18 protein-coding genes are annotated in these 17700 nt (G+C 67.8%); 11 read left to right on the forward strand and 7 right to left on the reverse strand.

Annotation, left to right across the window (positions count from 1 at the left end; genetic code table 11):
• Nucleotides 1-21: 21 nt before the first annotated feature.
• Nucleotides 22-1605: a CYTH and CHAD domain-containing protein gene (locus ACSFBF_RS18735; RefSeq protein ID WP_435469509.1), complete on the reverse strand. Its 1584-nt coding sequence runs from the start codon at nucleotides 1603-1605 to the stop codon at nucleotides 22-24.
• A 90-nt stretch (nucleotides 1606-1695) separates the two neighbouring features.
• Here ACSFBF_RS18735 and ACSFBF_RS18740 point away from each other — a divergent pair, with 90 nt between their 5' ends.
• The 4 genes from ACSFBF_RS18740 to ACSFBF_RS18755 all read left to right on the forward strand — a co-directional run bounded on the left by ACSFBF_RS18740 (nucleotide 1696) and on the right by ACSFBF_RS18755 (nucleotide 5771).
• On the forward strand, nucleotides 1696-2634 hold the full coding sequence (locus tag ACSFBF_RS18740; protein WP_435469511.1) for an AraC family transcriptional regulator: 939 nt from the start codon (nucleotides 1696-1698) through the stop codon (nucleotides 2632-2634).
• An 18-nt stretch (nucleotides 2635-2652) separates the two neighbouring features.
• Complete coding sequence (locus ACSFBF_RS18745; protein ID WP_435469513.1) at nucleotides 2653-4023, forward strand: amidase family protein; 1371 nt, start codon at nucleotides 2653-2655, stop codon at nucleotides 4021-4023.
• A 108-nt stretch (nucleotides 4024-4131) separates the two neighbouring features.
• On the forward strand, nucleotides 4132-4548 hold the full coding sequence (locus ACSFBF_RS18750) for a VOC family protein (RefSeq protein ID WP_435469515.1): 417 nt from the start codon (nucleotides 4132-4134) through the stop codon (nucleotides 4546-4548).
• A gap of 164 nt (nucleotides 4549-4712) precedes the next feature.
• Nucleotides 4713-5771, forward strand: coding sequence for a pirin family protein (locus ACSFBF_RS18755; RefSeq protein WP_435469517.1), 1059 nt, complete (start codon nucleotides 4713-4715; stop codon nucleotides 5769-5771).
• 18 nt (nucleotides 5772-5789) lie between these two features.
• Here ACSFBF_RS18755 and ACSFBF_RS18760 read toward each other — a convergent pair whose 3' ends face one another.
• The 3 genes from ACSFBF_RS18760 to ACSFBF_RS18770 all read right to left on the reverse strand — a co-directional run bounded on the left by ACSFBF_RS18760 (nucleotide 5790) and on the right by ACSFBF_RS18770 (nucleotide 8361).
• Entirely contained in the window at nucleotides 5790-6080 is a 291-nt protein-coding gene (locus ACSFBF_RS18760) for a YciI family protein (protein ID WP_435469519.1), read from the reverse strand.
• Between the two features lie 94 nt (nucleotides 6081-6174).
• Nucleotides 6175-7185 (reverse strand): tripartite tricarboxylate transporter substrate binding protein, encoded by a 1011-nt coding sequence (locus tag ACSFBF_RS18765; RefSeq protein ID WP_435469520.1) that lies wholly within the window; start codon nucleotides 7183-7185, stop codon nucleotides 6175-6177.
• 84 nt (nucleotides 7186-7269) lie between these two features.
• Nucleotides 7270-8361 carry a tartrate dehydrogenase gene (locus ACSFBF_RS18770; protein WP_435469522.1) on the reverse strand — a complete coding sequence of 364 codons (1092 nt, stop codon included), beginning with the start codon at nucleotides 8359-8361 and terminating at the stop codon, nucleotides 7270-7272.
• 111 nt (nucleotides 8362-8472) lie between these two features.
• Between ACSFBF_RS18770 and ACSFBF_RS18775 the strand changes: the two genes are divergently transcribed.
• From ACSFBF_RS18775 to ACSFBF_RS18785, 3 genes are all read left to right on the forward strand, one after another.
• A complete protein-coding gene (locus ACSFBF_RS18775; RefSeq protein WP_435469524.1) occupies nucleotides 8473-9402 on the forward strand; it encodes a LysR family transcriptional regulator in 930 nt (309 codons plus the stop codon).
• A 78-nt stretch (nucleotides 9403-9480) separates the two neighbouring features.
• Entirely contained in the window at nucleotides 9481-10566 is a 1086-nt protein-coding gene (locus ACSFBF_RS18780) for a M4 family metallopeptidase (protein WP_435469526.1), read from the forward strand.
• The gene (locus ACSFBF_RS18785) at nucleotides 10563-10901 is read left to right on the forward strand and encodes a protealysin inhibitor emfourin (RefSeq protein ID WP_435469528.1); all 339 of its coding nucleotides are present in this window, start codon (nucleotides 10563-10565) and stop codon (nucleotides 10899-10901) included. Before ACSFBF_RS18780 ends, ACSFBF_RS18785 begins: the two co-directional genes overlap by 4 nt.
• Here the strand turns inward: ACSFBF_RS18785 and ACSFBF_RS18790 are convergent.
• Nucleotides 10898-12223: an Nramp family divalent metal transporter gene (locus tag ACSFBF_RS18790; protein WP_435469530.1), complete on the reverse strand. Its 1326-nt coding sequence runs from the start codon at nucleotides 12221-12223 to the stop codon at nucleotides 10898-10900. The two genes, ACSFBF_RS18785 and ACSFBF_RS18790, sit on opposite strands and share 4 nt — an antisense overlap.
• 113 nt (nucleotides 12224-12336) lie before the next feature.
• Here ACSFBF_RS18790 and ACSFBF_RS18795 point away from each other — a divergent pair, with 113 nt between their 5' ends.
• The 3 genes from ACSFBF_RS18795 (at nucleotide 12337) to ACSFBF_RS18805 (ending at nucleotide 13995) form a co-directional block, all read left to right on the forward strand.
• Nucleotides 12337-12645, forward strand: a complete 309-nt coding sequence (locus ACSFBF_RS18795) for a putative quinol monooxygenase (RefSeq protein WP_435469532.1) — start codon at nucleotides 12337-12339, stop codon at nucleotides 12643-12645.
• Between the two features lie 123 nt (nucleotides 12646-12768).
• Nucleotides 12769-13362, forward strand: a complete 594-nt coding sequence (locus tag ACSFBF_RS18800; RefSeq protein ID WP_435469534.1) for a hypothetical protein — start codon at nucleotides 12769-12771, stop codon at nucleotides 13360-13362.
• A 48-nt stretch (nucleotides 13363-13410) separates the two neighbouring features.
• Complete coding sequence (locus ACSFBF_RS18805) at nucleotides 13411-13995, forward strand: hypothetical protein (RefSeq protein WP_435469536.1); 585 nt, start codon at nucleotides 13411-13413, stop codon at nucleotides 13993-13995.
• 72 nt (nucleotides 13996-14067) lie between these two features.
• On the opposite strand, the gene gap is transcribed toward ACSFBF_RS18805, so the two are convergent.
• Both gap and tkt read right to left on the reverse strand, forming a co-directional pair.
• Nucleotides 14068-15069: a type I glyceraldehyde-3-phosphate dehydrogenase gene (gene gap, locus ACSFBF_RS18810; protein ID WP_435469538.1), complete on the reverse strand. Its 1002-nt coding sequence runs from the start codon at nucleotides 15067-15069 to the stop codon at nucleotides 14068-14070.
• A gap of 49 nt (nucleotides 15070-15118) precedes the next feature.
• Nucleotides 15119-17173 carry a transketolase gene (tkt, locus tag ACSFBF_RS18815; protein WP_435469540.1) on the reverse strand — a complete coding sequence of 685 codons (2055 nt, stop codon included), beginning with the start codon at nucleotides 17171-17173 and terminating at the stop codon, nucleotides 15119-15121.
• Between the two features lie 145 nt (nucleotides 17174-17318).
• Between tkt and speD the strand changes: the two genes are divergently transcribed.
• Complete coding sequence (gene speD, locus ACSFBF_RS18820) at nucleotides 17319-17699, forward strand: adenosylmethionine decarboxylase (protein ID WP_435469542.1); 381 nt, start codon at nucleotides 17319-17321, stop codon at nucleotides 17697-17699.
• Nucleotide 17700: the final 1 nt, after the last annotated feature.

The raw sequence follows: 17700 nt of genomic DNA on the forward strand, positions 1-17700 counted from the left end.
GAGGGGCGCCCGGCCGCCCGGTCAGTTCTTCTTCCAGAACCGCGGCGCATCCTCGATCTTTGCCAGCGCCTTGTGGCAGGCCTTCGCGCCGGCTGCATGCCGCGCGGTGAACCATCCCACCGCGAACCACGCACGCGCATCGCGCTCGACGGCCTCGCGGTACAGCGCCAGCGCAACGGCCTCGTCGTTGAACTCGCCCAGTGCATCCTGCGCGGGGCGCAGCGCCTTCAGGTAGCGTGCGGCGGCGCTGCCGTCTTCCTTCTCGAACAGCGGTGCCACGAACTCGGCCAGGTAGCGCAGGCGCTTGAGCCGCTTGCGCACGCGGTGCTGACTTTCGGTGTCGAGCGACTCGAAGCGCTCGCCGTCGCGCAGCACCTGTTTGTGCAGACGCTGCAGGCGTTTGCGCAGCAGGCGGCGCACGGCATTGGCGTTGATAGGCGGCGCGGGTGCCGAAGGAACTGCCGGGCCGTCTTCAGTGGCGACTGTCGCCGGTGCGATTTCCACGGGCACCGCAGCGGTAAAGCCGATCAGCGATACGAGCACGCTCTGGAACGCCGGAGCGCGCACGATGTCGCCGGGCGAGGGCGTGTTGGTGGCGATGTCGTCGCCAGCCAGCGGGTCGAAATCCGGCGCGCCCGCCTCACGCAGCCGGGGCTGCGCGAGCTTCACGACCTGTTCGCGGTCGCGCAATGCGCCCAATGCGCGGAAGGCGTCGACCAGCGGCGGCTCCCATTCGGCCGCGTCGAACAGGCCCAGCTCCGGCAGCTCGCGCAACGCCGAGCGCAGCCGACGGATGCCGATGCGCAGCTGGTGGATCTGCTCTTCATCGGTGCTCCCCGCCGCGATCTCGCTGGCATTGGGCAGCATCTGCGCCAGGCACGATGCCACCACGGCCTGCTGGACGGCCCGCCCGTCGGGGTGCTGCGTGGTGAAGCGCGGCGCTTCGGCCTTCACGGCTTCGACGGTCTCCTGCGCCGCCAGCAGGCGCGCGCCGCGCTCCGCCTTCGACACGGTGCTGAACCACAGCCCATGCTGCTGCGACCAGCGCCGCGCGAGCGACACCAGGCCCTGCACGTCGCCGCGCTTGAGTTCCAGCTCCAGTTCGCACACCGGCGATTCGCGTTGCTCGGGCGTGCCCGCGTGGGCGACGACCTTGCCGATGTCGAGCGCCGTCTCCACCACCGCGCCGCCGGGCCCGGTGACGCGCACGTCGCGCGTGAGCCGCACGATGTCGGTCGATTGCCGCTCGACCAGCGGCGTGCCGCCCCCCTCGGCCAGCAACTTGCCGAGGCGGTCGCCCACCGGCGTGCCCTGATGACGCTGCGGATCGATCTGCGGCGCAGGGCCCGTTGTACCCAGATCGACGTTGTGCTCCAGCCGGTGCAGCGCGTTGTCGCCGGTGGCCTTCACGGTCTGCACCCAGCGCCGGCCTTCCTTGCGCAGCCGCAGCACCATGCCGTCGGCGGCGAGCCGCTGGTCGGCGGTGTCGAAGTAGCGGGCTTGCAGGCGCGTGCGCACGACGGCGCCGCGCTTCAGGGCGGCTTCGACGGTCTTCAGGCGGCTGGCGGGAATACAGAACTTGAACTCGATTTCCATGGCGGCCATGATGCCCCGTCTTTTTCACTCCCCGCAATGCGGGCAACATCGAGCACTCCGGGACACGCCGCCCGCGCGCCCCACCGCCAGAATGGCCGCATGAGCACGACGACCCCGCAAGCCTCGGTGCGCTATCTCGACCTGCTGTCGCGCGCGGCGGCGCATGTGGATGCGAACCTCGATGCGGCGCTCGATGTCGATCTGCTGGCGCGCCAGGCGGCCATGTCGCGGCACCACTTCCATCGCGTGTTCCATGCGTACTTCGGGCTCACGGTAGGCGGCTACGTGACGTGGCGGCGGCTTCGGCGCGCCTGCGAGCTGCTGGCGGCGCAGCGGTCGGCGCCGGTGCTGGAGGCCGCTCAGGCGGTGGGCTTCGAATCGGCGCAGGCGCTGGCCAAGGCAATGCGGCGCGAGCTGGGCACCACGCCGACGGCCGTGCGCGACGGCAGCGAGCCGGCGTGGGCGCACTTCTTTGCGCAGCGCCACATTCCCGATGACGACGAAGGGATGCCGAACGCGCGCCCACTGCAGCCGCGCTGGGTCGAGGCACCCGCGTTCGACGCGCTCACCACCACCGGCCACGGCATGACGCAGGGCACGATGGGCCGCGCGGCGCAGCAGGCCTTCGCCGAGCTGTGGCCCGCGCTGCTGGCGAGCGGGCTTGCGCCGCAGGTCACGCACACCATCGCGACGATGCCCGAAGAGCCGCAGGGGCCGGAAGACGCGGAGTGCCGCATCCTTGCCGGCGCGCTGTTCGGCCACTCGCTGCCAGACGGGCGCGGCGAACCGGCGCGGCCCGACGTGGCACTCGGCGGCAGCCTCGCGTGGTGGCATCTGCCCGCGGGCCGCTACGCGGTCTTCACCCATGTCGGCCCCTACACCGGCCTGCACACGATGTGGAAGGCCATCTACCGGCACTGGCTCCCGGCCACCGGCTACGCGACGCGCGACGTGCCGGGCTTCGATCTCTACCTGGACGATCCGCGCAACACGCCCGAGGCGGAACTGCGCACGCACCTCTATCTGCCGCTGGAGTAGGGGAGAAAGGCTTGCACCATGGCTGCGACGAATCCGACCGATCTGCTGTCCGCCGGCGCGGCGCAATGCGCCAAGGCGCTGACTGACGGGCAGGTCACCGCGAGCGAACTCTGCGAGGCCGCCATCGCCCGCATCGAGACGCTCGACGGCGCGCTCAACGCAGTGGTGGTGCGCGATTTCGACCGCGCCCGCAGCCAGGCCGCTGCAGCTGACACCGCCCTTGCGCGCGGCGAGCGCCGGCCGCTGCTCGGGGTGCCGATGACGGTGAAGGAAGCCTTCAACGTCGCCGGCCTGCCGACGACCTGGGGCCTGCCGCCGTTTCGCGATTTCGTGCCGGCGCAGGACGCGGTGGCCGTGCAGCGCCTGAAGGCGGCGGGCGCGGTGATCCTCGGCAAGACCAACGTGCCGCCCGCGCTGGCTGACTGGCAGTGCACCAACCCGGTCTACGGCCGCACGGTGCATCCGCTCGATACGAAGCGCACGCCGGGTGGTTCTTCGGGTGGCTCGGCCGTCGCAGTGGCAACGGGCATGGTCGCGCTCGAGATGGGCACCGACCTGATGGGCTCGCTGCGTATTCCGGCGGCTTTTTGCGGCGTGTACGCGCACAAGCCGAGCCACGGCCTGCTGCCGGTGCGCGGGTTTGCGTTTCCGGGCACCGAGGAGGTACTGGCCGGGCTGCCCTCGGTGATCGGGCCGATCGGCCATTGCGCGGACGATCTGGAGCTGGCGCTCGACGTGCTGGCCGGGCCGGATGCGGTGCGCGTTGCGGAAGGCCGCATAGCGCTGCCCGCACCGCGCCATGCAGCCGCGAAGAACTGGCGCGTGCTCGTGGTGGCGTCGCATCCGCGGGCAGCTGTCGCCGGCGAGGTGCGTGAGGCCGTCGAATCCGCCGGCCAGCGGCTCGCGAAGGCCGGGGCCAGCGTCTGCGACGCGTCGGGCCTGCTCCCCGACCTGGCCGAAGTCAGCGACACCTACGACCAGATCGTGCAGACCGTGCTCGCCCATGCCGAGCCGGGCGGCCAATCGCCGCTCTCGCTGCGCGCCTGGTTCGACCTGCTCGCCACGCGCACCCGCATCCGCGCGCAGTTGCGCACACTGTTCGGCGAGTTCGACGCTGTGCTGTGCCCCGCTTTCGGCTGCGCCGCCTTCGAGCATGTGACGGAGCCCGACTGGTCGCGGCGCACGCTCGCCATCGACGGCCGCCCGACGCCCTACGGCGCGCAAGGCGCCTGGTCGGCCCTCGCCAGCCTCGGCGGGCTGCCCGCCACGGTCGCGCCCGCAGGCCGCACGGCTGACGGCCTGCCGCTGGGCCTGCAGATCGTCGGCCCGTACTTCGAGGACCGCAGCACCCTGGCACTGGCCCGAACCCTGGCCGACTTGTCCGTTTGAAAAAAGATGTGGACGCCGTCCATTTTCTTTGATATCTTTTGTGGACGGTGTACACAAAACACCGGAAAACACCTCCACATCCACTCTTCATCGATACAGGACGACACCATGGCCACCAAGCAGATCTTCGTGAACCTCCCCGTCAAGAACCTCGACAAGACCAAGGCTTTCTTCGCCGCGCTGGGCTACACATTCAACGAGCAGTTCACCGACGCCAATGCCGCGTGCATAGTCGTCCAGAAGGACAGCATCCACGTCATGCTGCTGGTCGAGGAGTTCTTCAAGACCTTCACCACCAAGAGCCTCACCGACACGTCCAAGAGCACCGAAGTGCTGCTGTGCCTCTCGTGCGAGAGCCGCGCCGAAGTCGACGAGCTCGTGGCCAAGGCAGTGGCCGCGGGCGGCACCATCCCGAGCGAGCCGAAGGACTACGGCTTCATGTACGGCCACGGCTTCCAGGACATCGACGGCCACCTGTGGGAGCTGGTGTACATGGACCCGAACGCCGAAATGCCGAAGCAGTAAAGAGCCACGGACCCGCGCTGAAGGGGAGAAGAGCGATGCCCATCGTTCCATACGCGCTCTTCACTGTTGCACGGAAGGCCTCTACCGGAAGACGGCGGCGCCCCGATATTCCATTCACTGGCGCGGCATCATCGGCCGCGCCCCACATGGAAAGGAATATCGACATGACCGACAACAACAAGAGCCCCATCGTGCAGATCGCGCCTCTCGGCTTCCCGTGGCAGACGATCGACCCCTTCCTGTTCTGCGTCTACCACGACGACGCCTACCCGAAGGCCAACGGCCGCATGGGGCCCGAGGCCTCGCTGGCCGGCCGCCAGATCGGCCAGGACTTCAGCCGCAAGGACGGCTGGAGCATGTACCACGGCGACACGGTGCCAGGCTTTCCCTCGCACCCGCACCGTGGCTTCGAGACCGTGACCATCGTGCGCAAGGGCCTGGTCGACCATTCCGACTCGCTGGGCGCCACCGCGCGCTTCGGCGGCGGCGACGTGCAGTGGCTCACGGCCGGCAAGGGCATCGTGCACTCTGAAATGTTCCCGCTGCTCGACGACAGCGCGCCGAACCCGCTGGAGCTGTTCCAGATCTGGCTCAACCTGCCGGCCAGGAGCAAGATGGCCGAGCCGCACTTCACGATGTTCTGGTCCGACGCCATTCCGCGCTTCGCCTCCGACGACGCGAAGGGCGGCCGCACCGAGGTCGCGGTGATCGCGGGCCGGCTCGGCGACGCCGCCGGCGGGCAGGACCCGATCCAGCCGCTGGCGCCGCCGCCCGATTCATGGGCCGCCCAGGCCGATGCCGACGTGGCAATCTGGACGCTGAAGATGACGCCCGGCGCTCAATGGACGCTGCCGGCCGCCACGGGCGAAGGCACGCGGCGCATGCTGTACTTCTTCAAGGGGGCGGTGGCGCACATTGCCGGCGAGCGCGTGGAAGGCCCGACCGCTGTCGAGCTGCGCGCGAATGTGGCCGTCGAGATCGTCAACGGCAACGACGAGACGAGCGAGTTCCTGGTGCTGCAGGGCCGCCCGATCGCCGAGCCGGTGGCGCAGTACGGCCCCTTCGTGATGAACACGCAGGCCGAGATCAGCCAGACCATGGCCGACTACCGCCGCACGCAGTTCGGCGGCTGGCCGTGGGCCGATCCGGCGCCGGTGCACGACCGCGAAGCCGTGCGCTTTGCGCGGCACCCGGGCGGTCGCGAGGAAGTGCCGGGGGCCTGAGAAAAAAGACGTTCTTCGTCAGAACTTCTTGAGCACCTCGATGCTGGGGGCCGTCATGCTCGGGATGAACTCGGTCACGTCGGCGCGCGCCACGCCGCCCTGCACGAACGGGTCGCGCGCCAGCACGGCCTCCAGCCCTTCACGGTCGCCCGACCGGGCGAGGATCACGCCACCCTTGCGCGGCACCTGGCGGCCCGAAGCCACGAACAATCCGCTTTCGTAGTGCTTCTTCAGCCAGACCATGTGCGGGTCCATCAGCGCGTCGACTTCTTCGAGTGGGCGGATGTAGGTGAGCGTGACGATGAACATGGGCGGGATGGCGGTGAATTCGGAAGCCCCGATCCTATGACCTCGGCAACGCGCCCGTCGCAGCGAGGTGTGCACACCCGTAACAGGCCGTTCGCTAGTCGATCACCACGCCGCCCTCTTTGACGAGTTTCGCGAACCTGGCCGTTTCCTCGCGGATCTGCCGCGCCATTTCGTCCTGCGTGCCGCCCAGCGGCTCGGCGCCGATAGCCTGCATGCGCTGCGCGAAATCGGGCGAGTGGATGATCTTCACCATCTCGGCATTGAGGCGCGCGACGATCTCCTTCGGCGTGGCGACCGGCGCGAGCACGCCGAACCAGGTGCCGATGTCGAAGCCCTTGAGCCCCGCTTCCTCCAGCGTCGGCACGTCCGGCAGCACCGACGAGCGGCGCGCGGTGGTCACGGCCAGCGCGCGCAGCTTGCCGCCCTTGATGTGCTGCAGCACCGGGGTGATGGTGTCGAAGGACATCGCCACCTGCCCGCCGAGCAGGTCGGTCGTGAGCGGACCGCTGCCCTTGTAGGGCACGTGCAGCAGCGTGGTGCCGGTGCTCGACTGGAACTGCGTGCCGATCAAATGCTGCGCCGTGCCGTTGCCGTTGGAGCCGTAGGCCAGCTTGCCGGGCTCGGCCTTGGCGAGCGCGACCAGTTCGGCCACGCTCTTCGCGGGCGTGTTGGCGGCGTTGATGACCAGCACGTTGGGCACCATGGCCACGACGGTGATCGGTGCCAGGTCTTTCTGGAAGTCGTAGGGCAGCTTCTTGTAGACGCTGGTGGCGATGGTGTGGTGCACCGCGCCCATGAGCAGCGTGTAGCCGTCGGGCTTGGCCTTGGCCACGTAGTCGGCGCCGAGCGTGGCGCCGGCGCCGGGCTTGCTCTCGACCACCACCGGCTGGCCGAGCGATTGCGAAAGCCTGTCGGCCAGCGCGCGGGCCAGCACGTCGGTGGTGCCGCCGGCGGGGAAGGGCACGACGAGGCTGATGGGCCGCGTCGGCCAACCGGCGGGCTGCTGCTGCGCAAACGCCAGGGCAGAGGCGCCGAGGCCGAGCGCGAGCGCCGCGGCCCGAAGCACCGTGCGCCGGTGGCGCTGGGGGAAGGAAGCTGCTGTCATGGTGTTGTCTCCGGCTCGTTGTTGTGATGCGCGCATCGAGGCGCGCGGATACCGTCGTGTCGCTCGCTCGAATCGATCGGCCCGTCAGGCCGCAAGCCGCACGGGCTCGCCGGCAATGTGCGCACACACCGCGCGCGTCACCTGCTCGGTGGTCGCGCTGCCGCCCAGGTCGCGCGTGTGCAGCGACGGGTTGGCCGTGACGTGTTCCACCGCAGCCATCACGCGGCGCGCGGCCTCGGCCTCGCCAAGGTGCTCGAGCAGCATCACCACCGACCAGAAGGTGCCGACCGGGTTGGCCAGCCCCTTGCCCATGATGTCGAAGGCCGAACCGTGGATGGGCTCGAACATCGACGGATAGCGCCGCTCCGGATCGATGTTGCCGGTGGGCGCAATGCCCAGGCTGCCCGCCAGCGCAGCCGCGAGGTCGCTGAGGATGTCGGCGTGCAGGTTGGTGGCGACGATGGTGTCAAGCGAGGCCGGCCGGTTGACCATGCGCGCGGTGCAGGCGTCGACGAGTTCCTTGTCCCAGCTCACGTCGGGGAACTCTCTCGAGATCTGCAGCGCAATCTCGTCCCACATCACCATCGCGTGGCGCTGCGCGTTGCTCTTGGTGACCACGGTGAGTAGCTTGCGCGGCCGCGAACGAGCCAGCCTGAAGGCGAAACGCATGATGCGTTCGACGCCCGCGCGGGTCATCATGCTCACGTCGGTGGCGGCTTCGATCGGATGACCCTGGTGCACGCGGCCGCCGACGCCAGCGTATTCGCCCTCGGAGTTCTCGCGCACGATCACCCAGTCGAGCTGGCCCGGCGCGCAGCGCTTGAGCGGGCCGTCGATGCCCGGCAGGATGCGCGTGGGCCGCACGTTGGCGTACTGGTCGAAGCCCTGGCAGATCTTCAGGCGCAGGCCCCAGAGCGTGATGTGGTCGGGAATGTGCGGATCGCCCGCGGAGCCGAAAAGAATGGCGTCCTTCTTGCGCAGCGCGTCGAGGCCGTCGGCCGGCATCATCTCGCCGTGCGCGCGATACCAGTCGCCGCCCCAGCCGAAGTCTTCGAAGCTGAAATGCAGTGCGCCGCCGGAGGCCGCGGCCAGCGCCTCCATCACCTGGCGGCCCGCCGGGATCACTTCCTTGCCGATGCCGTCGCCGGGAATGGTGGCAATGCTGTAGCTGCTCATCGATGTCCTTGTGTGCGCTGTAGTGAAGGCCCACTGTAGGATCCGATGTGCCGAATGATTCACGCCGGAAGTGAATCCATCATTAACCTCAGTTCAACAATCGGATCGCCCATGGTTGCTCCGGTCCAGCCCGCCGACCTCGGCTTTTTCTCCGCGCTCTCGGCCTGCGGCAGCCTGAGCGCGGCAGCGCGCGAGCTCGGCATCAGCACGCCCGCGGTGAGCAAGCGGCTCGCGCAGATGGAGGCGCGCCTCGGCGTGACGCTGGTGAACCGCACCACGCGGCGCATGAGCCTCACGCCCGAGGGCGAGCTCTACGTGGCGCACGCGCGCCGCATCCTCGGTGAGATCGACGACATGGCGCAGCTGCTCGGCGGCGCGAAGGGCGAGGCGCAGGGCCTGCTGCGCGTGAACGCCACGCTGGGCTTCGGGCGCAGCCACGTGGCGCCACTGATCTCGAAGTTCGCAAGAAAGCATCCGCAGGTGGAAGTGCAGCTGCAGCTCTCGGTCAATCCGCCGCCGCTGACCGACGACGCCTTCGACGTCTGCATCCGCTTCGGCGCGCCGCCCGAGGCGCGCGTGATTGCGCGGCGCATCGCGTCGAACCGGCGGCTGCTGTGCGCCTCGCCCGCCTACCTGGCGCGCGCCGGACAGCCCAAGGTGCCGAACGACCTCACGCACCACCGCTGCATCGGCATCCGCCAGGGTGACGAGGCCTACGGCATATGGCGGCTGAGCAGCGGGCGCGGCACGGCGCAGCGCACCGAGGCCGTGAAGACGCGCGGCGCGCTGAGCACCAACGACGGCGAGATCGCGGTCAACTGGGCCCTGGACGGCCACGGCATCCTGATGCGCGCCGAATGGGACATCGCGCGCTACCTGCGCAGCGGCCGGCTGGTGCAGGTGCTGGCCAACTACCGCACGCCCGACGCCGACATCTACGCGGTGTACCCGCAGCGCCACCAGTTGTCGGCACGCGTGCGAACTTTCGTCGACTTCATGGCCGCCGCGCTCGGAAAAGACGACATGCCGCCGAGGGCTTGAGCTTCGATCCGACAAGCGCGGGCGGGTGTTTCTGCTACGGTGTTTTGAATCAATCGACACCCGACGAAAGGCCCGCCCATGCCGTCGCGCACACCGCAGATCCTGCCACCCGGCTTCATACCGCCGTACCTGCTGAGCCGCCTCGCCGAGCACGCCAGCGCGTCCACCAGCGCGCGTGCAGTGAACACCCTGACGATCGACCGAGAGCACCGCGCGCTGCGCGGGTTCGTACCGCCAAAGCTTGCCTCGGGCACAGCGAGCACGACGGCCGCGCGGCCACGCCCGGCGCGGCCGAATTCGCCCGAGCGCGCCATCCACGACGCGGCGCACACAACCACGCTGCCAGGAAAGCTGGTGCGCACCGAGGGCAAGCCCGCCACCGGCGACATCGCGGCCGACGAGGCCTACGACCACCTGGGCGCAACCTGGCGGCTGTACCACGACGTGTACGAGCGCGACTCCATCGACGGCGCGAGCATGCCGCTGACCGGCAGCGTGCACTACGGCAAGGACTACGACAACGCCTTCTGGAACGGCGAGCAGATGGTGTTCGGCGATGGCGACGGCGAGGTCATGAACCGCTTCACCATTGCGGTGGACATCATCGGCCACGAGCTCACGCACGGCGTGATCGACCACGAGGCTGGGCTCATCTACCAGGGGCAGCCCGGCGCACTCAACGAATCGATCTGCGACGTGTTCGGCGTGCTCGTCAAGCAGCACTCGCTGCGGCAGACGGCGCAGCAGGCCGACTGGCTGATCGGCGCGGGCCTCTTCATGGCAAGCGTGAAGGCCAAGGCCCTGCGTTCGATGGCCGAGCCCGGCACCGCCTACGACGACCCGGTGATCGGCAAGGACCCGCAGCCGGCGCACATGAGGGACTTCGTCACCACTTCGCAGGACAACGGTGGCGTGCACATCAACTCGGGCATTCCGAACCGCGCCTTCTATCTGGCGGCCATCGCCATCGGCGGGCAGGCGTGGGAAACCGCAGGCCGTGTCTGGTACGACACGGTATGCGACAAGCGCCTGCGCCAGGACGCCGATTTCGAGGCTTTCGCAACGCTCAGCACCGAGGTCGCCTCGCGACGCTTCGGCGCCGGCAGCGCGGTGCACAAGGCAGTGGCCGGCGCCTGGCAGGGCGTGGGAGTGATTTCGCCATGATCCGCCTGCCGCCACTGAACGAAGCGACCATCGTGCGCGTGACGCGCGAGGGCGGGCTGGCCTACATGCCCGGCCTGTCGCAGCCGCGCAGCTTCCAGCTCGGCGACTGCACCGCCGAACTGCGCCAGCAGATAGGCGACGCGCTGCAAAGCGCGGTGCCGTACGCCGGGCAAGCTGGTGCCGTGCTGTCCAGCGGCGACCAGCGCTACTACCGTGTCGAGGTGCTCGTGGAAAGCACCGAAGAAGACCAGAAGATTTCCGTGAGCTTCGAGGTGCCGGAGGCCGAAGCGCCTGAAGCGCTGGTGCATCTGTGGAAGGACGCCGGCAAGCGCTAGCTGCCCGAGACCACCGTGGCGATCAGCCACACGTTGGCCGCGCCGATCACGCCGAACAGCAGCCACGCCAGCGACTTGACCACCGGCCCGTTGGCGAAGCTGCCCATCATCGCGCGGCTGCTCGTGAAGCGGATCAGCGGCCACATCGCAAAGGGCAGCTGAAAGCTCAGCACCACCTGGCTGAGCACCAGCATCTTGCCCACGCCACCATCGCCGAACCACCAGACGCCAAGCCAGGCCGGCCCCAGCGCCAGCCCGCGCGTGATCAGCCGGCGCTGCCAGCACGGGATCTTCAGGTCGAGAAAACCTTCCATGATGATCTGGCCCGCGATGGTGCCGGTGAAGGTCGAACTCTGCCCCGAAGCCAGCAGCGCAATGCCGAACAGCGTGGCCGCGAACGCACTGCCGACGATGGGTTCGAGCAGCCGGTAAGCGTCGTCGATCTCGGTCACTTCGCGGTGGCCCGTGGCATGGAAGGCGCTGGCCGCGAGCACCATGATGGCCGCGTTGACCAGCAGCGCGAGCGACAGCGACACCACCGCGTCGAGCGTGCAGAAGCGCACCGCCTCGCGCCGCGCCGAATCGGTGTCGGCGATCAGCCGGGTCTGCACGATGGACGAATGCAGGTACAGGTTGTGCGGCATCACCGTCGCACCGACGACGCCGATGGCCAGGTACAGCGCGCCCGGCTGGTGCAGCCGCTCCAGGCTCGGGCCGAAGCCCATCGCCACGCCGAACCAGTTAGGCGGCGCCATCGCCAGCTCGACGACGAAGCAACCCGCGATGGTGCCGACCAGCCCGAGCACAATGGCCTCGACACGGCGGAAGCCCGCCCCCTGCAGGCCCAGCACCAGCAGCGTGTCGAAGGCCGTGATGGCAATGCCCACCGGAATCGACACGCCGAACAGCAGGTGCAACGCAAGCGCACTGCCCAGCACCTCGGCAAGGTCGCAGGCCACGATGGCCAGCTCGGCGCCAAGCCACAGCAGGTGGTTGACGCGCGGCGAGTAGTGCTCGCGGCAGGCACGCGCCAGATCCTTCTGCGCGACGAGCCCCAGCCGCACGCACAGCGTCTGCAGCAGCATCGCCGCGAGGCTCGCGAGCAGCACCACGAACAGCAGGCCGTAGCCGAAGCGAGAGCCGGCCTCGATGTCGGTCGCCCAGTTGCCCGGGTCCATGTAGCCGACCGACACCAGCAGGCCCGGGCCCGCGTAGCGCATCAGCTTCTTGAAGAAGGGCAGGTCTTGCGGAACGGCGACGCTGCCTTTCACTTCGGACGGGCAGAAGGGCGCGGTGGCCGTGCGGGGCAGCGGGAAGAACATGCGGGCGATGATAGGGACAAGGCCGTGGTGTTGTCGCCGACCGGACCAGCGCGACGGCGTCGAATCTCTTAGATTCGACCGTCGTACTACCTTACCTACTGGAGACTCTTTCAATGATTCACGTCGTCGCCGTCATCACCGCCAAGCCAGGCCAGCGCGCCACGTTGCTCGAAGCCTTTGCCGCCAACCGCGCGGCCGTGCTGGCCGAAGAGGGCTGCATCGAATACGGCGCCACGATCGATGCACAGGGCATCCCGACTTCGAAGGCCAGCTTCGGCCCCGACACTTTCGTGGTCGTCGAGAAGTGGGAAACGCTGGCGCATCTGCAGGCACATGCGGTCGCACCGCACATGAAGGCCCACAGCGAGAAGACGAAAGAGTTCACCGAGAGCAAGCTGATTCACGTGCTCGAACCGGTCTGAAGCCGGCCTGAGTTTCCCGCCTTCGCGCGCCGCGCGATGCGTGCTACCGTCGCGCCGGGGAGCAGGCATCGCGGATGCACCATGTATGCATCGCACGGCCGCATGGAGAGAAGGACTGCAGGCATGGCGATCTTTCGTTCGCGAGGTTTCCGCTTGCGCGCCTGGCTCGCGCCCGGCGCACTGCTGGCCGCCCTTGCTCTGACGACCGGCTGCGCGCCGTTGCTGGCGCCGCCCTACGCGGCCGACTACGAGACGCTCGACCGACTCGAGGCCACGCGCCCCGGGCCTGTTGCGCTCGTGAAAGCACAGCCCACCGAAGCGGAAGACAAGGTCAACACCGTGCGTCTTCGCAGCGCCAGGCTGCTGTCGTCCAGCGGCAGCTTCGCGCAATACCTGCAAGACGCGCTGATGCGCGACCTCAGCGAGATTTCCGTCTACGACCCGAAGGCGCCCACTCGCATCGCGGCGCGCATCGTCGTCAACGAGATTGACCTCGGCGTGATCAACGGCACCGGCCGCATGGACGTCGAAGTCACCGTCACGCGCGATGGCACGCAGCGCCTGCGCAAGACCTACCGCGCGGAGATCGCCTTCGATTCGAGCTACGCGAGCATCGTCGCCGTGCCAGCCGGACAGGCCGCGTACCCGCGCCTCGTGCGCGCCTTGCTGCGGCAGGTGTATGCCGATCCGCAGTTCGTGGCCGCCATCGGCCGCTGACCTCACAGGCCTGGAGGCGCTTCGATGATGATGTTCTTCTTACTTCCGATGACCGCGATTCGACGTGTTACGGGCGCGGCACTCGTGACCCTGCTGCTCGCTGGCTGCGTGCATCCGATCACGATGATCACCGAGACCGCGCCGCAACGTTCGCAGGCGCACCTGATTCAGAAGAAGGTTGCCTACGTGATGACCAATGCGGATCGCGACCTGGAAGTGATCACCCCCGGCGGCAGCGGCGACCGCGTGAGCTACTACCCGTACCGCGACCTGGAGAAGTCGATCCGCGATGCACTGCGCGCGGTGTACCGCGACGTGGTGGTGCTGCGCACTGCCGGCGACGCGAAGGTGAACGAGGCGGCCGGTGTGTCGCTGGTGTTCGCACCGCGCATCAAGACCGACTCCAGCTCGTCGTCGTTCATCAGCTGGCCGCCGACCTCGTTCACGGCCGAGGTGTCGTGCGTGGTGACCGACGCGGCGGGCGCCGAAGTCACGCGTGTGCGTGCTACGGGCAACGGCACGGCGGAGTTCGGCGAGTTCAAGGGCGACTTCGGGCTGGCGGCTCGAAGGGCTGCAACGCGGTTGACGTCACAGCTGAGCAGCGAGATTCGCAGGAACGAGAAGTTGCGTTGAGCCCTTAAAGCGTTCTTGTCGCCAAATAAAAAAACGCGCCCGAGGGCGCGTTTTCATTGGAGCTTCGAAGCCTTACTTCGAAACGACCTTCACCATCTCCAGGCACTTGTTCGAGTAGCCCCATTCGTTGTCGTACCAGCTCACGAGCTTCACGAACGTACCGTCCAGCGCGATGCCGGCTTCGGCGTCGAAGATCGAGGTGCGCGGGTCGCCGCGGAAATCGGTGGCCACGACCTTGTCTTCGGTGTAGCCCAGCACGCCCTTGAGCGCGCCTTCGCTCTGTGCCTTCATTTCGGCGCAGATTTCCTTGTACGTGGCTTCCTTCACCAGCTCGACCGTCAGGTCGACCACCGACACGTCGGAGGTCGGCACGCGGAAGCTCATGCCCGTGAGCTTCTTGTTGAGCTCGGGGATCACCACGCCCACGGCCTTGGCAGCACCGGTGCTCGAGGGAATGATGTTTTCCAGGATGCCGCGGCCGCCGCGCCAGTCCTTGTTGCTCGGGCCGTCCACGGTCTTCTGCGTGGCAGTGGCTGCGTGCACGGTGGTCATCAGGCCGCGCTTGATGCCCCACTTGTCGTTCAGCACCTTGGCCAGCGGGGCCAGGCAGTTGGTGGTGCAGCTGGCATTGCTGATGATGGCTTCGCCGGCGTACTTCTTGTCGTTCACGCCGTAGACGAACATGGGGGTGTCGTCCTTTGACGGTGCCGACAGAATGACCTTCTTCGCGCCCGCGTCGATGTGCTTCTGCGCCGTTTCCTTGGTGAGGAACAGGCCGGTCGATTCGAGCACGACGTCGGCGCCGACTTCGTTCCACTTCAGTTGCGCGGGGTCGCGCTCCTGCGTCAGGCGGATCTTCTTGCCGTTCACGATCAGCGTGTTGCCTTCAACCGTGACTTCGCCCTTGAAGCGGCCATGCACCGAGTCGTACTGAAGCATGTAGGCGAGGTAGTCGGGCTCGAGCAAGTCGTTGATGGCAACGATCTCGATGTCGTTCTTGAAGTTCTGCACTGCTGCGCGCAGCACGTTGCGACCGATGCGGCCGAAGCCGTTGATACCGAGTTTGATAGCCATCTGACTTGCTCCTAAGGTTGAAAAACTTGTTTGTCGTGAACCGGCGCGATCAGTTGCGCAATGCGGCTTCCACCGTAGCGGCCACGTTCTCCGCCGTGAATCCGAAGTACTTGAACAGCTCCGGCGCGGGCGCCGATTCGCCGTACGTGTCGATGCCGACGACGGCAGCGCAGCCGTACTTCCACCAGCCGCCGGTGCAGCCCATTTCGACGGCGATGCGCGGCAGCTTCTTCGGCAGCACGGCCTTTTTGTAGGCGAGGTCCTGGCGGTCGAAGGTGGTGGTCGAGGGCATCGACACCACGCGCACGGCGATCTTCTTGTCGGCCAGCAGCTTCTGCGCGGCAATCGCGAGTTGCACTTCAGAACCGGTGGCGATGATCACGGCCACGGTCTTCTTGTTCTTCAGGCCGACGGCTTCCGGCTCGGACAGCACGTAGGCGCCACGGCTGATGTCGCCCAGCTCCGACTTCGCCGCGTAGGCGATGTTCTGGCGGCTCAGCAGCAGCGCCGTGGGACGCGACTGGTTCTGCAGCGCCACGGCCCAGGCCACGGCCGTTTCTGCCGTGTCACCCGGACGCCAGACGTCGAGGTTCGGAATGAGGCGCAGCGAGGCGGCGTGCTCGATCGACTGGTGCGTCGGGCCGTCTTCGCCGAGGCCGATGGAGTCGTGCGTGAACACGTGCACCACGCGGCGCTTCATCAGCGCGGCCATGCGGATGGCGTTGCGGCTGTAGTCGCTGAAGGTGAGGAAGGTGCCGCCGTAGGGGATGTAGCCGCCGTGCAGCGACACGCCGTTCATGATGGCGGCCATGCCGAACTCGCGCACGCCGTAGTTGATGTGGCGGCCGATCTGGCCTTCGGGGTGCTGTTCGGTGGGCTCGGTGCGGACCACGGCGCCGGTTTTGGCGTCGAAGCGCAGCGCGGGCGTGCTCTTGGTGTTGGTGAGGTTCGAGCCGGTCAGGTCGGCGCTGCCGCCGAGCATTTCGGGCAGCGCGGCCGTGAAGGCTTCGAGCGCGAGCTGGCTGGCCTTGCGGCTGGCGACGGTCTCGGCCTTGGTGTGGGCAGCGACCACGGTGTCGAAGGCGACCTGGTGGAAGTCCTTGGGCAGCTCGCCCTTCATGCGGCGGGTGAACTCGGCGGCCAGTTCGGGGAACGCGGCGGCGTAGGCGGCGAACTTGTCGTTCCAGGCGGCTTCGGTCCTGGCGCCGGCTTCCTTGTGATTCCAGTCGGCATACACCTCGGCCGGGATCTCGAAGGGCGGGTAGTGCCAGTCGATGGCGTCGCGCGTGAGCTTGATTTCTTCGGCGCCGAGCGCCTCGCCGTGCGCCTTGGCGGTGCCGGCGCGGTTCGGGCTGCCCTTGCCGATGACGGTCTTGCAGTTGATCAGCGTGGGCTTGTCGGTCGACTGCTTGGCCTTGGCGATGGCCTTGGACACTTCGGCGGCGTCGTTGCCGTCGATCGGGCCGATCACGTGCCAGCCATAGGCGTGGAAGCGTTCGGCCACGTTGTCGATGTACCAGGGCTTGACCTGGCCGTCGATGCTGATGCCGTTGTCGTCGTACAGCGCGATCAGCTTGTTCAGGTGCCAGGCGCCGGCCAGCGCGCAGGCTTCGTGGCTGATGCCTTCCATCATGCAGCCGTCGCCCAGGAAGGCGTAGGTGTGATGATCGACCACGTCGTGGTCCTTGCGGTTGAACTCGGCGGCGAGCAGCTTCTCGGCCAGCGCGAAGCCCACGGCGTTGGTGATGCCCTGGCCCAGCGGGCCGGTGGTGGTTTCCACGCCCGGGGTCACGTCGACTTCAGGGTGGCCGGCGGTCTTGCTGTGCAGCTGGCGGAAGTTCTTGATTTCGCCGATGGGCAGGTCGTAGCCGGTGAGATGCAGCACCGAGTACAGCAGCATCGAGGCATGGCCGTTGGACAGCACGAAGCGGTCGCGGTCGAACCAGTGCGGGTTGGCGGGGTTGTAGCGCAGGTGTTCGCCCCAGAGTGCGACGGCCATGTCGGCCATGCCCATCGGTGCGCCCGGATGTCCGGAATTTGCTTGTTGGACGGCATCCATAGCCAGAGCGCGGATTGCGTTGGCCATCAGGGCGTGGTTTGCCATGTGCGGTGGACTTTCGGAGGGAAAAGGGAGGGTTGGGGTCGGGAGAACCCGCGATTTTACCGGGCGAGCCCCGGACGGCCCCGATACGGCCCGAACACCCTTCCGATGTTCTTGTGCGGCGGGCAGACTGCTAGAGTTGCCACCCATGCACGGGCTGCACCTCACCGCCGACCTTCACGACTGCCAATGCGGCCTCCAATGGCTGACCGACGGCCCCGCATTGGGAGCGGTCTGCATCAAGGCGGTGTCGGCCGCGGGGCTGCAGGCGGTGGGCAAGATCGTCCATTCCTTCCCTGCCACGCCGCAGGGGCCGGGCGGCGTGACGGCCACCGTGCTGCTGGCCGAATCGCACCTGTGCATCCACACCTGGCCCGAGCAGCGCGGCGTGACGCTCGACGTGTACGTCTGCAATTTCGGCGGCGATCATTCGGCCAAGGCGCATGCGCTGATGGAGTGCCTGGTGTCGGTGTTCCAGCCCCGTCATAGCGAGCGCAACGAACTGCGACGCGGGCAGATCGCAGCGTGAG

The organism is Variovorax nivicola (assembly GCF_051216475.1).
Taxonomy (GTDB): domain Bacteria; phylum Pseudomonadota; class Gammaproteobacteria; order Burkholderiales; family Burkholderiaceae_C; genus Variovorax.

Coding starts and splice junctions, on each gene's coding strand:
- ACSFBF_RS18735 (WP_435469509.1), bottom strand. CDS start 1,605: ATGGCCGCCATGGAAATCGAGTTCAAGTTCTGTATTCCCGCCAGCCGC.
- ACSFBF_RS18740 (WP_435469511.1), top strand. CDS start 1,696: ATGAGCACGACGACCCCGCAAGCCTCGGTGCGCTATCTCGACCTGCTG.
- ACSFBF_RS18745 (WP_435469513.1), top strand. CDS start 2,653: ATGGCTGCGACGAATCCGACCGATCTGCTGTCCGCCGGCGCGGCGCAA.
- ACSFBF_RS18750 (WP_435469515.1), top strand. CDS start 4,132: ATGGCCACCAAGCAGATCTTCGTGAACCTCCCCGTCAAGAACCTCGAC.
- ACSFBF_RS18755 (WP_435469517.1), top strand. CDS start 4,713: ATGACCGACAACAACAAGAGCCCCATCGTGCAGATCGCGCCTCTCGGC.
- ACSFBF_RS18760 (WP_435469519.1), bottom strand. CDS start 6,080: ATGTTCATCGTCACGCTCACCTACATCCGCCCACTCGAAGAAGTCGAC.
- ACSFBF_RS18765 (WP_435469520.1), bottom strand. CDS start 7,185: ATGACAGCAGCTTCCTTCCCCCAGCGCCACCGGCGCACGGTGCTTCGG.
- ACSFBF_RS18770 (WP_435469522.1), bottom strand. CDS start 8,361: ATGAGCAGCTACAGCATTGCCACCATTCCCGGCGACGGCATCGGCAAG.
- ACSFBF_RS18775 (WP_435469524.1), top strand. CDS start 8,473: ATGGTTGCTCCGGTCCAGCCCGCCGACCTCGGCTTTTTCTCCGCGCTC.
- ACSFBF_RS18780 (WP_435469526.1), top strand. CDS start 9,481: ATGCCGTCGCGCACACCGCAGATCCTGCCACCCGGCTTCATACCGCCG.
- ACSFBF_RS18785 (WP_435469528.1), top strand. CDS start 10,563: ATGATCCGCCTGCCGCCACTGAACGAAGCGACCATCGTGCGCGTGACG.
- ACSFBF_RS18790 (WP_435469530.1), bottom strand. CDS start 12,223: ATGTTCTTCCCGCTGCCCCGCACGGCCACCGCGCCCTTCTGCCCGTCC.
- ACSFBF_RS18795 (WP_435469532.1), top strand. CDS start 12,337: ATGATTCACGTCGTCGCCGTCATCACCGCCAAGCCAGGCCAGCGCGCC.
- ACSFBF_RS18800 (WP_435469534.1), top strand. CDS start 12,769: ATGGCGATCTTTCGTTCGCGAGGTTTCCGCTTGCGCGCCTGGCTCGCG.
- ACSFBF_RS18805 (WP_435469536.1), top strand. CDS start 13,411: ATGACCGCGATTCGACGTGTTACGGGCGCGGCACTCGTGACCCTGCTG.
- gap (WP_435469538.1), bottom strand. CDS start 15,069: ATGGCTATCAAACTCGGTATCAACGGCTTCGGCCGCATCGGTCGCAAC.
- tkt (WP_435469540.1), bottom strand. CDS start 17,173: ATGGCAAACCACGCCCTGATGGCCAACGCAATCCGCGCTCTGGCTATG.
- speD (WP_435469542.1), top strand. CDS start 17,319: ATGCACGGGCTGCACCTCACCGCCGACCTTCACGACTGCCAATGCGGC.